This window comes from Streptomyces sp. NPDC058470 (genome assembly GCF_042721055.1).
In the GTDB taxonomy this organism is placed as follows: Bacteria; Actinomycetota; Actinomycetes; order Streptomycetales; family Streptomycetaceae; genus Streptomyces.
Map to the genome: position 1 here is coordinate 94,775 of NZ_JBHXMF010000005.1, position 13,658 is coordinate 108,432.

Annotated in this window: 12 protein-coding genes and 1 pseudogene; 7 read left to right on the forward strand and 6 right to left on the reverse strand. The window is 68.9% G+C overall.

Going from position 1 to position 13,658, the window contains the following annotated elements:
- Window positions 1-35: 35 nt before the first annotated feature.
- From ACFWP7_RS05415 to pabB, 5 genes are read left to right on the forward strand one after another with little or no spacing between them, the layout of a single operon-like run.
- The gene (locus tag ACFWP7_RS05415; RefSeq protein WP_384376345.1) at window positions 36-863 is read left to right on the forward strand and encodes a 4-hydroxybenzoate octaprenyltransferase; all 828 of its coding nucleotides are present in this window, start codon (window positions 36-38) and stop codon (window positions 861-863) included.
- Window positions 864-877: 14 nt separating this feature from the next.
- A complete protein-coding gene (locus ACFWP7_RS05420; RefSeq protein ID WP_384376348.1) occupies window positions 878-1,708 on the forward strand; it encodes an arylamine N-acetyltransferase in 831 nt (276 codons plus the stop codon).
- A complete protein-coding gene (locus ACFWP7_RS05425) occupies window positions 1,708-2,034 on the forward strand; it encodes a hypothetical protein (protein ID WP_384376351.1) in 327 nt (108 codons plus the stop codon). The genes ACFWP7_RS05420 and ACFWP7_RS05425 overlap by 1 nt, the downstream gene beginning before the upstream one ends.
- A gap of 17 nt (window positions 2,035-2,051) precedes the next feature.
- Window positions 2,052-3,074 (forward strand): diiron oxygenase, encoded by a 1,023-nt coding sequence (locus tag ACFWP7_RS05430; RefSeq protein ID WP_384376354.1) that lies wholly within the window; start codon window positions 2,052-2,054, stop codon window positions 3,072-3,074.
- A gap of 27 nt (window positions 3,075-3,101) precedes the next feature.
- Entirely contained in the window at window positions 3,102-5,207 is a 2,106-nt protein-coding gene (gene pabB, locus ACFWP7_RS05435) for an aminodeoxychorismate synthase component I (RefSeq protein WP_384376357.1), read from the forward strand.
- A gap of 191 nt (window positions 5,208-5,398) precedes the next feature.
- On the opposite strand, the pseudogene ACFWP7_RS05440 reads toward pabB, so the two are convergent.
- From ACFWP7_RS05440 to ACFWP7_RS05460, 5 genes and pseudogenes are all read right to left on the reverse strand, one after another.
- A pseudogene (locus ACFWP7_RS05440) lies at window positions 5,399-5,506 on the reverse strand (hypothetical protein); the annotation flags it as partial.
- 412 nt (window positions 5,507-5,918) lie between these two features.
- Window positions 5,919-6,722, reverse strand: a complete 804-nt coding sequence (locus ACFWP7_RS05445) for an aminotransferase class IV family protein (protein WP_384376360.1) — start codon at window positions 6,720-6,722, stop codon at window positions 5,919-5,921.
- Between the two features lie 132 nt (window positions 6,723-6,854).
- Window positions 6,855-7,091, reverse strand: a complete 237-nt coding sequence (locus ACFWP7_RS05450; protein ID WP_384376363.1) for an AAA family ATPase — start codon at window positions 7,089-7,091, stop codon at window positions 6,855-6,857.
- Window positions 7,092-7,253: 162 nt separating this feature from the next.
- Window positions 7,254-8,582 carry a class I SAM-dependent RNA methyltransferase gene (locus ACFWP7_RS05455; protein ID WP_384376366.1) on the reverse strand — a complete coding sequence of 443 codons (1,329 nt, stop codon included), beginning with the start codon at window positions 8,580-8,582 and terminating at the stop codon, window positions 7,254-7,256.
- Window positions 8,583-8,750: 168 nt separating this feature from the next.
- Window positions 8,751-10,805, reverse strand: a complete 2,055-nt coding sequence (locus tag ACFWP7_RS05460) for an APC family permease (protein WP_384376369.1) — start codon at window positions 10,803-10,805, stop codon at window positions 8,751-8,753.
- Window positions 10,806-11,430: 625 nt separating this feature from the next.
- Here ACFWP7_RS05460 and ACFWP7_RS05465 point away from each other — a divergent pair.
- Window positions 11,431-12,102: a potassium channel family protein gene (locus tag ACFWP7_RS05465; protein ID WP_384376372.1), complete on the forward strand. Its 672-nt coding sequence runs from the start codon at window positions 11,431-11,433 to the stop codon at window positions 12,100-12,102.
- Complete coding sequence (locus tag ACFWP7_RS05470; protein ID WP_384376375.1) at window positions 12,102-12,779, forward strand: potassium channel family protein; 678 nt, start codon at window positions 12,102-12,104, stop codon at window positions 12,777-12,779. Before ACFWP7_RS05465 ends, ACFWP7_RS05470 begins: the two co-directional genes overlap by 1 nt.
- 122 nt (window positions 12,780-12,901) lie before the next feature.
- On the opposite strand, the gene ACFWP7_RS05475 is transcribed toward ACFWP7_RS05470, so the two are convergent.
- The gene (locus ACFWP7_RS05475) at window positions 12,902-13,657 is read right to left on the reverse strand and encodes a DUF3159 domain-containing protein (RefSeq protein ID WP_384376378.1); all 756 of its coding nucleotides are present in this window, start codon (window positions 13,655-13,657) and stop codon (window positions 12,902-12,904) included.
- Between the last annotated feature and the right edge of the window lies 1 nt (window position 13,658).

The following is a 13,658-nucleotide window of genomic DNA, read 5'->3' on the forward strand; positions in this document are numbered from 1 at the left end:
AGAGCCCCACCTCGGTCCGCGCGTATCTCCTGTTGATGCGACTGGACAGGCCCACGGGGTACGTGCTCTACCTGCTCCCAGGACTGTGGGCTGTCGCCCTCGCCTCCGGGCAACGACCGGACCCGCTGGCGGTGCTGCTTCTCGCCACCGCCGCGGTACTGGTGCGCGGCGCTGCCTGCGCGGTCAACGACGTGATCGACAGGGACGTCGACGCCCGAGTCGCCCGCACCGTGTCGCGTCCTGTCGCCTCCGGGGCGGTCAGCGTCAAGAACGCCCTCCTGTTCGCCGCCGCACAGGCCGTGGTCGCACTGCTGGTCCTGGCGATGGTGAACGTGGAGACATCCCTGGTCGCCGCGGCCTCGTACCCGCTGATCGTCGCGTACCCCTACATGAAGCGCGTCTTCTTCTGGCCCTCGGCGTTCCTGGCGCTGGTGATGAGCGTCTACGCGCTGATCGGCTGGACAACGGCGACGGGAAGCGCCGACTACCCGCTCGCGGTGTGCGGCCTGTACGCCGGTGGGGCCTTCTGGACCCTGATTCACGACGGGATCTACTCCCATCAGGACAAGGAGTACGACCGCCAGATCGGTGTCAAGTCTTCCGCTCTGCTGTTCGGCAAGGCCACCAAGACGTGGCTGGCGATTTTCGCCGTGCTCAGTGTCGGCGGCGTGCTGTGGGCCGGTTCTCAGACGTCGATGGGGTGGGCGTTCTACCTGATCGTCGCGCTCGCGGGAATTTTTTTGTCCTACCTGATCGTACGTGTGGACCTGGACGACCCGAAATCGTGCTGGGACGCCTTCGTTTCCAACACCTACTTCGGCTGGCTCATTCTCGCGGCCATGGTCGCCGGGCAGTTCACATGAAGGGTGAGCTACGTATGACGGATTCGATGTGGCAGGGCAGTGGCGTCGACCTGGACGCCTACCTGACCCGCGTGGGCTACCAGGGCGACGTGGCTGCGGACCTCTCCACACTGCGCGGCCTGCACACCGCCCACGTCGACGCGATCGCCTTCGACAACCTCGACGCGCTGTTCGGCCGCACGGCGGTACCGCTCGACCTGGACAGCGTCCAGGACAAGATCGTGCGACAGGGCCGCGGCGGCTGGTGTCTGGAACAGGTCGTGCTGATGGCGGCCGTCCTCGACCGCATCGGGTTCACGTTCACGGCGCTCGCCGGCCGAACGCGGATCCGCACCGGGAGCAAGTTCGGACCGGCCCTGCACATCGCCCTGTGCGTGGAGCTCGACGGCGAACGCTGGCTCCACGACGTGAGTTTCGGTGCCTACGGACCGCACGAGCCGATCCGGCTCGCGGAGAACGCGCGGCTGGACGGCGACTGGTCGTTCGATCTCGTACAAGAGTCGACCGGTGAACACGTGCTGCGGTTCCTGCGGCCGGAGGGACCGGCCGAGCTCTACGGCTTCACCACGGACGTGCGTTATCCGTCGGACTTCGAGCTCCTCAACCACTTCTGCCTCACGCATCCGCGCTCACCGTTCAACCGCCAGATGGTCCTCCAGCGCACACAGCCCGAGGTGAGGCACCTCCTCGCCGGCAGCACTCTCACGGAAATACGTCCCGGGCGGCCGGCGACCTTCCGGGAACTCGACAAGGATGAGTTGCTTGCCGCTCCCGGGGAGATCTTCGGGATCACCTTGGAACCGGGCGACGTCCAGACCCTCCGGAAATTCTTGGACGGTCCGTGATGCGTACCTCGCTGCTGGACAACCGCTGTCCCGCGGACTTCGAGCTCCTCAGCCACTTCTGTCTGAGCCACCCCCGCTCGCCCTTCAACCACCGGCTGATCCTCCAGCGCACCCAGCCGGCGGTGCGGCACATGCCCATCGGGAACACCCTCACCGAGATCCGGGCCGGTGTGGCGCCGGTGCACCGCGAACTCGGCGTGGAAGAGGTCCTGTTCGCCCCGGAGAAGGTCGGCGGCGTCGCGCTGGAACCGGACGAGCCGGACGAGCCGGACGAGATCGAATCCCTCAGGACCAAGGCCGGCGCCATGCGCGCCGGACGACTCTGACCTGGACCGAGGTCACCATGAACGACATACCCAACGAGACAGATCCCGGCGCGTTCACCATGGCGCGACGGCTGCGGTCGCTCCCGGAGCACGACCCGCACGACGCGGTGGAGAGCGCCGTCCTCAGCAGGCTCGCGGGCAACTGGCACCGGCGTGCCACGGTCAAGCAGGAGGAGCCGAACCTGGACGACGTCTTCGAACTGGACCGGCCGGACTTCCCCGAGGCCCTGCTGCCCTTCCGCCGGCACCCCACCTACCTCGCGCTCGACGACGGGATGAAGGCGCGGATTCTCGCGTGGGGCTGGATCTCGTTCAACAAGAACATCATGGACATCGAGCAGCACGTGGTGAACCCGGGCTTCGCCCTGGTCACGCAGGACGTCTTCGACACGGGCATCGACAGCGAGGCCATGACGCTCGCGGTCACCCAGGCCATGGTCGACGAGCAGTACCACACGCTGATGCACCTCAACGCGAGTGCCGTGACGCGCCGCAAGCGCGGCTGGCGGATGCCGGAGACGACGCTGCCCCTCGCGTACAAGGCGCGCAGGCAGGCGCACCGGCTCGCCACGGCCGGGACGGACGAGGAGCGGGCCCTGGTGTCGCTCGCCTTCACCACGGTCGCGGAGATCTCGGTCAACGCCCACCTGGACCTCGTCGCCGAGAACCACGAGATCCAGCCCGTGAACCGCATGACGGCCGTCCTGCACAACCGCGACGAGTACTGCCACGCCTCGATCGCGGACACCCTCGCCCAGGAGGCGTGGAAGCACTTCTCCCCCGGGCAGCGCGACTACTTCCTCGCCGCCCTGGCCGACGGGATGGAGGCCTTCGCCGCACACGACTTCACGACCTGGGCGAGGATCCTGGACCTGCTCGGCGTGGAGGGCGGCGAGGAGATGCTGCGGGACATCAGCAGCGCCTCCGGCGGCAAGCGGCTCCTCCAGGACTTCAGCGGGTTGCGGCAGCTCTGCCAAGAGCTGGACGTCCTGGACACCCTCCCCTTCGACTGGTCAACGGTGTCGACCCGAACCCCCTGACCACCACCCCACCCAAGGTGCTGACCCATGCGCGTCCTGCTCATCGACAACTACGACTCCTACACCTACAACCTTTACCAGTTGCTGGCGAAGGTGTACGGCGTCGCCCCCGTCGTCGTACGCAACGACGCCGAGGACTGGGACCGGTTCGACCCGCACGGATTCGACGCCGCGGTCATCTCCCCGGGCCCCGGCCACCCGGCGCTCCCCCGGGACTTCGGCCGCTCACGCGATGTCCTGGAGAACTCCGGGCTGCCGGTCCTGGGGGTGTGCCTGGGACACCAGGGCATGGGTCTGCTGGCGGGCGCGCCGGTCGCACCCGCGCCGGAGCCCCGGCACGGCTACCTGTCCACGATCCGGCACAGCGGTACGGGTCTCTTCGCCGGCATCGCGCAGGACTTCACCGCCGTGCGCTACCACTCGCTGAGCGTCGCCGAACCCGTGCCCGCGCACCTGGAGGTGACCGCGCGCGCCGAGGACGACGTGATCATGGGCCTGGCCCACCGCGAACGGCCGTGGTGGGGCGTGCAGTTCCACCCGGAGTCGATCTGCACGGAGCACGGCGCCCGCCTCGTGGCCAACTTCCGGGACCTGGCACTGGCGGGGCGCGACAGCGGCACGGGTACGTACGAGGGCCGGGCCGACGCCGTGCCCATATCGGTCGCGGCGTCGGACGCGCCACCGCCGCGGCTGCGCGCGGAGTACGACATCCTGGACCGGGCCGTGGACGCGGAGGCCGCGTACCTGGCGCTGTATGGGACGAGCACCCGCGCCTTCTGGCTCGACAGCTCGCACGTGGAACCCGGTCTGGCCCGCTTCTCGTTCTTCGGCGCCGCCGAGGAGCCGGGCGCGGAGATGCTGACCTACCGCGTCGAGGACGGGCACACCGTCGTGGACCACCCCGACGGCGCCTCGCGCCGGGAGGAGGGCAGCGTCTTCGACGCGCTCGACCGCCGCACCGGCCGCGTGGTCGAGGGGACCGGGGAGTTGCCCTTCGACTTCACCGGCGGTTACGTCGGCTACTTCGGCTACGAGCTGAAGGCCGACCTCGGCGGGCAGCGCGCCCACCGGTCGAGGACCCCGGACGCCGTGTGGCTCCAGGCGGACCACTTCGTCGCCGTGGACCACGCAGAGAACCGCACGTACGTCGTCGCCGTCTGCGAGCAGCAGGACTCCGACGCCGCGCAGAAGTGGATCAGAACGGTCATCCCCGTCCTGGCCGAACTCCCCGCCGCGCACGCCGACGCCGCCGCCCCGCCGCCCCCCGAGCAGCACGACGCCTCGGCATGGCTGGCCCGCCCACGCGCGCAGTACCTGGCGGACATCCAGGAGTGCGACCGCAGGCTGCGCGAGGGCGTGAGCTACGAGATCTGCCTCACCACCAACCTGCACCTGCCCGCACCGGCCGACGACCTCGCCTACTACCGGCGCCTGCGGCGGCTCAACCCCGCCCCCTACGCGGCGCTGCTGCGCCTCGGAGACCTCGCGGTGTTCAGCTCCTCGCCCGAGCGGTTCCTCAAGGTGGACGCCGCCCGCACGGTGGAGGCGAAGCCGATCAAGGGCACGGCGCCCCGACACCCGGACCCGGAGACCGACGAGGCCACGCGCCGGGCCCTGCGCACGGACCCCAAGACGCGCGCCGAGAACCTGATGATCGTGGACCTGCTCCGCAACGACCTCGGGCAGATCTGCGAGATCGGCACCGTCGCCGTCCCCTCGCTCATGACGGTGGAGTCCTACGCCACAGTGCACCAGCTCGTCTCCACCGTCACCGGCACCCTGCGCGAGGGCAGTTCCGCCGTGGACGCGGTCCGGGCCTGCTTCCCCGGCGGGTCCATGACGGGGGCGCCGAAACTGCGCACCATGGAGATCATCGACGACCTGGAGGGCGAGGCCCGCGGCATCTACTCCGGCGCCATCGGCTTCGTCGGCTACACGGGCACGGCGGACCTGAGCATCACCATCCGCACCGCCGTCCGCCACGACGGCGAACTGACCATCGGCGCGGGCGGCGCCATCGTCCTCGACTCCGACCCGGAGGCCGAGTACGAGGAAATGCTCCTCAAGGCCCAGACCACCCTGCGCGCACTGTCGAAGGAGACTTACGCGCACGGGGAGACCGGCGGGCGGTGACGGGCACCGGCCGCGCGCGAGCACGGGAGCGGGCCGGTGCTCGCGCGCGGGCTCCCGGCCCGGGCAGTCGGGCGGCGCCTTCCCCTGGATCACCAGGAGCGGGGCGCGCACGCGGTCGACGTGGCTGATCGGAGAGCGGGCGCGCATGTCCGCCCCTGCTCCGGTACGTCCGGATCGCCCACGAAGCGGTATCAGTTGTACGCCGGGGAGGGGCGAGTGAACGGCGGGAGGTTGCGCATGAAGTGGGCCAGGTCGGAGACGCCGACGATGTCGACGGCCGCCGCGAAGAGGTCCGGGGTGAAGGTGAGGCCGACGAGCGCGGCGTCACCGCCGTAGGAGCCGCCGTAGGAGCCGCCGCGGACGGCGACGCGTGCCGGAGGGTGCTCCTATCGCCGATGCCCAACTCGGAGCGTATGCCTCCGCGTCGTGTCAGCTAAGCCAGACCACAGGATGATCGCGCAGTGTGCGCGGACAGAGCCCGCTCGGCCAGTGCTGCGGGGCTCGATGCCCGGTGCTCCGTGCCCGGTGGCGCGGACGAACCGCTCGTAGGCGAGGTTGGTCGTCGGATGTACGTCGATGCGGAAGGCGTCGCCCCAGACCGAGGTGCCGTGTGTCAAGTGCGGCCTGAATTCCGGCGTTGGACCTGATCGTCGCGCCCCGGCTCTCCCCGTTTCACCGTGTGACACCGGTCGTCACCGCTGCTCCCTGTGTCTACAGGCTTTCGCCGGGAACGGACAGGTACGAGTCGCGGAGCGCGGTCAGCACCGGATGATCGGTCGACAGGCTTTCGTTGTCGAGGGCAGACAGCGCGCGCACTCCGATGGAAGTGTTCGTGGCGAACGCTGCCGCCATGCTCTTGGCCTGGCCGAGAGTTACAGCGGCCGTTCGGTGGCTGACTCCGACCGCGTGTTGCTTCAAGAGCGCCATCGTGACACCAGGAAGCACGGGTGCGTCAGGCCACACGACCGTCCCGTTGCCGTCGATGAATCCAACGTTCCAGGTTCCGCCCTCGGAGACCAAGCCGTCACAGCCGGTGAACAGGGCATCATCGGCTCCCGCGAGCTGGGCCGCGCGGCGTGCATGGAGGGCTCCGAAGAGGCCACAGTGCTTGACCTGCGGGAGATCACGTTCGTACCGCACGCTCTGCACCCGCAGCGGAGGCGGGGGCAGTTGGCCGACAGGACGCACGGTGATCAGCGGCTGCGGATCCTTGGCGTCGACCGGGTGCCCCATGTCGACAGCCGGGTCGTAGATCGTCACGCGAACGACGCATGGTCCCGGACGCCCGTGAAGGGCGGCCCGAACCTGCACGCGGACCCGGTCGGCGTCCAGGGCTACGCCGTACACGGTCCGGCAGTCTCGGACAAGGCGTTCGAGGTGCAGCGACAGGCCGCGAATCGACCCGTCGGCGCCGACGCGCATGGACGTGAAATGGGCGAAGTTCGTCAACGCCAGAGGCAGTAAGTCGTCCGCGCCTGCCGGTTTCCCATCGAGTGTGACCATGCGGCCCAGCATGTCAGGAGGGCACCGGGTCACGGCACCCCGAACCTGGTTACTGACGGATCACCTTCGGCAGGGCGTCGTGGTCGGTGCCGGCGACGACCCGATCCTCCGAGGGAGCCTCGTCCAGGAACAGCAGGAACGAGTTCAGGATCCTGCGCTGATCAGCCCGTCCAGGCGGATGGTGAACAACGGCAGCTTCAGCTCGCCGGCCAATGCTGCGGCGGTCGTGCTCTTTCCGGTTCCTGGAGGGGTCTGTGAGGGGGGTCCACCCAGGAACCGATGGGCACCTGCGCCCCCTGCATCGCACGGCTCAAGACGGCAGAGTGTTGCCTGGACGTTCCCGCTCACCGCCCGTAGCAGCGCACTGTGGATCAGGCCCATGCGGCCGAACCTGCCCCACAAAGTGGCCGTCAGAGCGCCTGAACAGCGACGCAACGGGCCTGACACTCCATCAGAACAAGCTTCAAATGAGCGTCATTTCAGCGTCAGGATATCGCCCGCAACGCCCACACCGCACATGAAGCACACACGCAAAACCGCAGGTCAGGAGCCCTTCGCGACCGGCTCCAGAATCGCCACACACTCCACATGATGAGTCATCGGAAACAGATCGAACGCCCGAAGCGTCCGCACCTTGTAGCCACCGTCCCGGAAGTACCCCAGGTCCCGCGCGAGGGCCGCCGGGTCGCAGGCGACGTATGCGATGCGGCGGGCGCCCAGTGAGGCGAGGTGCTCGACGGTCTTCTTGCCGGCGCCGGAGCGCGGCGGGTCGAGGACGATGAGGTCGACCTCCGTGATGCCGGTGCGCGGGAGGACGGCTTCGACCTTGCCCTGTTCGATGCGGACGCGGTCGAAGGCGGTGAGGTTGTGGCGGGCGTCCTCGACCGCGCGCTTGCCGGACTCGATGCCGAGGACCGCGCCCTTGTCGCCGAGGCGATCGGCGAGGGCGCCGGCGAAGAGGCCGACGCCGCAGTACAGGTCGAGCGCCATCTCGCCCTTGCGCGGCATCAGGCCCTGCATGACGGCCTTGACCAGGGTGTCCGCGGCCTGCGGGTGGACCTGCCAGAAGCCGCCGCTGCCGACCCGGTACGTACGGCCGTCGGCGCGCTCTCGGACGAAGGCGCGGCCGTGGACGCGGTGGATGCCGCCGTCGTGCTCCTCGACGCGCATCACGGAGACGGGCTTGTCGAGCTCGACCAGGGGCAGCCGGGCGCCGGGCCTGGGTTCGAGGATCACCATGCGGTCCTGGGAGCCCGTCGCGGCGATCGCGTCGACCGAGACCATGCCGGACCAGTCACGCTCCTCGACGCCGAGCTCGCTGACCCCAACGGCTGCGATCATGCAGTGATCGATCGGCTCGACCTCGTGCGAACGGTGGCGGCGCAGCCCGGCGTTGCCGTCCGGATCGACGGCGTACTGCACGCGGGTGCGCCAGGCCGGGACCTCACCCGCCGGCAGCTTGTCGCCCTCGGCGGGCATCACCGTGCCGTCCCAGCCCGCCTCTTCCGGCGTGAGGCCGGCGAGCCGCTGCAGCTGCTCGGTGATGACCTCGCCCTTCAGCCGTCGCTGAGCGCCGGGCTTGGCGTGCTGCCAGTCGCAGCCGCCGCAGCGGCCGGGACCGGCGTACGGACAGGGCACCGCCACGCGGTCCTTGGACGGTTCGAGCACGGTGACGGCATCGGCGCGCAGGAACTTCGCGCCCTCCTCGCCCTCTGTGACCCGCGCGAGGACCCGCTCGCCGGGCAGGGTGTGCCGGACGAAAAGGACCTGTCCCTCGGACGTACGGGCGATGCAGTGCCCGCCGTGGGCGACAGGACCGATCTCGACCTCGTACTCCTCCCCCACCAGCGACTTCTTCGGTTCTGCCTGCATGGCGGGGTGACTCCAGATGCGAAAGGGTGCGGAAAGGGTGCGGGGAGGGGATGGGGATAGGACGGGAAAGGGGAACGGCCGGACAACAGCCCACCAGTCTACGTGGCCACCGCCCGGCCGCTCACCACAAGGCAAGGAGCATCAAGGCCCCGTGGCATCAGCCCTTCCTCAGCCCTTCGTCGACCCCGACGACTCCTTCGGACGGTCGTGGGCCGGACCGCGTCGCACCGCTCCCGGCGCGTTCCACTCCTGCCGCTTGCGGGCCCGCTTCCGAGCGAGCTCGGAAGACTCCAGCTGGTAGGGCACCGAGGTCACCATCACGCCCGGCGTGAACAGCAGCCGCCCTTTCAGGCGGAGCGCGCTCTGGTTGTGCAGCAGGTGCTCGTACCAGTGGCCGACCACGTACTCGGGGATGACGACGGAGACCACGTCGCGCGGCGAGTCGCGGCGCAGCCCCTTCACGTACTCGATGACGGGGCGCGTGATCTCGCGGTACGGCGAGTCGAGGACCTTCAGGGGTACATCGATGCCGCGCCGTTCCCATTCCGCACGCAGCGCCTTCGTCTCGGTCGGGTCGACGTTGACGCTGAGCGCCTCCAGGCTGTCGGAACGCATCAGCTTGGCGTACCCGAGGGCGCGCAGCGAGGGGCGGTGGATCTTGGAGATCAGGACGACGGAGTGGACGCGGGAGGGGCGGAGGCTGTCGTCGGAGGGCCCCTCGGGCGCGGCCAGTTCCTCGGCCACCCGGTCGTAGTGCTTACGGATCGCGCTCATCGTCGCGTAGAAGATCACCATGCCGAGCAGCGCGACCCAGGCGCCGTGCGTGAACTTCGTGACGAGTACGACGACCAGCACGAGCCCCGTGAAGAAGGCTCCGAAGGTGTTGATCGCCCGGGAGCGGACCATGTGGCGGCGCTTGGCCTGGTCCTTCTCGGTGCGCAGATGACGGTTCCAGTGCCGGACCATGCCGGTCTGGCTGAGCGTGAAGGAGACGAAGACACCGACGATGTAGAGCTGGATGAGCTTGGTCGAGTCCGCTCCGTAGACCCAGACGAGCAGCGCGGCCGCGAGCGCGAGCAGCACGATGCCGTTGGAGAAGGCGAGGCGGTCGCCGCGGGTGTGCAACTGGCGCGGGAGGTAGCGGTCCTGGGCGAGGATCGAGCCGAGGAGCGGGAAGCCGTTGTACGCGGTGTTGGCGGCGAGGAACAGGACCAGTGCGGTGGCGGCGGCCAGCACCACGAACAGGAAGCTGCCCTTGCCGAAGACCGCCTCGGCGACCTGCGAGATCACCGGGTTCTGGACGTAACCGGTGCCGACCGCAACGCCGTTGTGGATGAGGTCGACGGCCGGGTTCTCGGCCATCCGCACCTTGGTCGCCATGGCCAGGCCGATGATGCCGCAGAACATGGTGACGGCGAGCAGGCCCATCGCCGCGAGGGTGGTCGCGGCGTTCTTCGACTTGGGCTTGCGGAAGGCCGGGACACCGTTGGAGATCGCCTCGACGCCGGTGAGCGCGGCGCAGCCGGAGGAGAAGGCGCGCAGCAGCAGGAAGACGAGGGCGAAGCCGGCGAGGCCCTGGTGCTCGGCCTCGATGTGGAAGTCGGCGGTCGGCGCCTTCATGGTGTCGTTCAGGACGAGCCCGCGGAACGAGCCCCACGCGATCATGATGAAGACGCCTGCCACGAAGACGTACGTCGGAATCGCGAAGAGCTTTCCGGACTCCCTCACTCCGCGCAGGTTCATCAGCGTGAGCAACACGATCACGGCGACCGCGCACAACACCTTGTGCTCGATCACGAACGGGATCGCCGAGCCGAGGTTCTCGATGCCGGAGGCGATCGACACGGCGACGGTGAGGACGTAGTCGACGAGCAGCGCGCTGGCGACGGTGAGCCCGGCGCGGGGGCCGAGGTTGGTGGTGGCGACCTCGTAGTCGCCGCCGCCGCTCGGGTACGCGTGCACGTTCTGCCGGTAGGAGGCGACCACGGTGAACATCAGCACCACGACCGCGAGCGCGATCCACGGGCTGAAGTGGTACGCCGACACGCCCGCGATGGAGAGAACCAGGAGCACTTCTCCGGGTGCGTAGGCCACGGAGGAGAGCGGGTCGGATGCGAAGACGGGGAGTGCGATGCGCTTCGGCAGGAGCGTTTCTCCGAGCCGGTCACTGCGCAGTGCGCGCCCGATCAGGATCCGTTTGGGCACGTCGGTCAGTTTGGACACGCAGAGGATCGTAAGCGTTCGAACGGGCGGCCGCCCACCTGCCGCACCACATCTGCCCTCCGAGTGAAAACAGGCACATGCCCCGTTGCGGATTCCGCAGTCGGACAGATCCGCGTGCCTATATGAAAAGCATCCACATTTGCCCGCTTATGGAGGTTCCATGCATGCCACCGCGGAGCTCATCGGCGCGACCGCCGGACTCATCGGCCTCGGAATCCTGACTCTCCTGAGCGTCCGCAGCATCAACCGCCGCTGACCCCCGCCGCCCCGCTCCCCCGCATCCACGGACGGCCGCAGCGCCGCCCCGAGCACGCCGCCGCCGACAGGAGACGACAGACGGCTTCCGGTCAGTTACGTGACGCGAGACCGACGTGACCCGGATCACAGGAGTGGGCTTCCGGAGCCACCACCACCCGTCGATCCGTACGGCTTTGCCGCTACGGTGGAGGCGGACAAGCGATGCAGACGGCTCACACCTGCGCGGGATCACCATCGGGATTCACCGGCATGATGTTGCCTAGTGGCCGAAAACAGGCCGCAGCGTGTTGCCCGGCGAGCCGAGAGAGAGCTATGAGCAGGACATTTACGCAGGTCAGTGGCCTAGCGGGGAGTGCGGGGTAAGGCCGTGCATATTGTCATCATGGGCTGCGGAAGAGTTGGTTCCGCTCTTGCCCGGACCCTGGAGCAACAGGGGCACACGGTCGCCGTGATCGACCAGGACCCCACCGCCTTCCGACGCTTGGGCTCCGGGTTCGGCGGCCGTCGCGTCACCGGAGTCGGCTTCGACCAGGACACGCTGCGCGAGGCGGGCATCGAGGAGGCCGGGGCCTTCGCCGCGGTCTCCAGCGGTGACAACTCGAACATCATCGCCGCCCGGGTGGCCCGTGAGATGTTCGGCATCGAGAACGTGGCGGCGCGTATCTACGACCCGCGCCGCGCCGAGGTCTACCAGCGCCTGGGCATCCCGACCGTCGCCACCGTCCGCTGGACGGCCGACCAGATGCTCCGCCGTCTGCTGCCCTCGGGCGCCGAGCCGCTGTGGCGCGACCCGACCGGCGGCGTACAGCTCGCCGAGGTGCACGCCTCCGCCGCCTGGGTCGGTCACAAGATCAGCCGGCTCCAGGACGAGACCGGCGTACGCGTGGCCTTCCTCACCCGGCTGGGCGAGGCGGTCCTGCCCACCTCGCAGACGGTGTTGCAGGAAGGCGACCTGGTGCACGTGATGATGCGCACCTTCGACGTGGACAAGGTCGAGGCGTCCTTCGCCAAGGGCCCTGAAGAGGAAGCCGGTCACTGATGAGAGTCGCCATTGCCGGTGCCGGCGCCGTGGGCCGCTCGATCGCGGGCGAGCTCCTGGAGAACGGTCACGAGATCCTGCTGATCGACAAGGCGCCCACCGCCATCTCGGTCGAGCGCGTCCCACAGGCGGAGTGGCTGCTCGCCGACGCCTGCGAGATCACCTCCCTGGACGAGGCCGCGCTCCAGCGCTGCAACGTGGTCATCGCGGCCACCGGCGACGACAAGGTCAACCTCGTCGTCTCCCTGCTCGCGAAGACCGAGTACGGCGTCCCGCGGGTCGTCGCCCGCGTCAACAACCCCAAGAACGAGTGGCTGTTCAACGAGTCCTGGGGCGTCGACGTCGCCGTCTCCACCCCGCGCCTGATGTCGGCCCTGGTCGAGGAGGCCGTCAGCGTGGGCGATCTGGTCCGCCTGCTCCGCTTCAGCCACGGCGACGCCAACCTCGTCGAGCTGACCCTGCCGCCGGAGTCCGCCCTGGCCGGCACCCAGGTCGGCGACGTGGAGTGGCCCGAGGACACGTCCCTGGTCACCATCATCCGCGGCACCCGCGTCCTGACCCCCTCCCGGGAGGACTCCCTGGAGGCCGGCGACGAACTCCTGTTCGTGGCAGCACAGGCCCGCGAGGAGCAGTTGGAGGACCTGCTGTCGGTACGCCGCGAGGACGCGGACAACTAGCAGTTTCCGATACGTGGATGGGGGCGCCCGGAGATCTCCGGGCGCCCCCATCCACGTACGGGCTGAGTGCTTACGTCCTCGTCCAGGCGGACGGGCTTACGTCCTCGTCCAGGCTGAAGCGCTTACGCCTCTCGGCGGTGGCTGGTCGGCGCGGTGTCGCCGCGCTCCTGGGCGAGCGCCGATTTGCGCTCCTTCTCCGCCTGCTCCTCGGCCTCCATCTCGGCGAACACGTCGATCGGCGGCGGCGCCTTCGCGAGGAAGACCCAGGTGAGCCAGACGGCGAGCAGGAAGGGCGGGATCTTCAGGGCGATCAGGACCCAGCCGAACTGGGTGGTGTCGGCCCACCAGTAGAGCGGGAAGAGGACCGCGCACTTGGCGAGCAGGATCAGGCCCCAGGCCCAACTTGCCTTCGCGTACGCCTTCTTGCGACCAGGGTTGCGGGTGCGCCAGGAGAGGTTCTCCTTGAAGACCGGGCCGAGGATCAGGCCGATCAGGGGGACGCCCGCGAGGGTGGTGATGATGTAGGCGAGGGCCAGGCCGAGCGTGTAGAGCATGCCCGGCAGGTAGAAGTCCTTCGCGTTGCCCGTCATCATCGCGAAGATCACACCGAAGGCGACGCCGAAGACGCCGCTGAAGGCGTGCTTGACGGTGTCCTTCATGACCAGCCGGACCACGACGAGCAGCACGGACATGGCAAGGGCGGCGATGGCCGCCGAATGCAGGTCCTTGTTGATCGTGAAGATGGTGACGAAGAGGAGGCCGGGCACGACCGTCTCAACCATGCCCCGCACACCGCCGAACGCCTCGAAGAGCGCGGCCTCCGTCACCGCCCTCGCGTCCTGCTGGGGGTCTTCGGTCGGCTTGTCGAGCGACGTCACC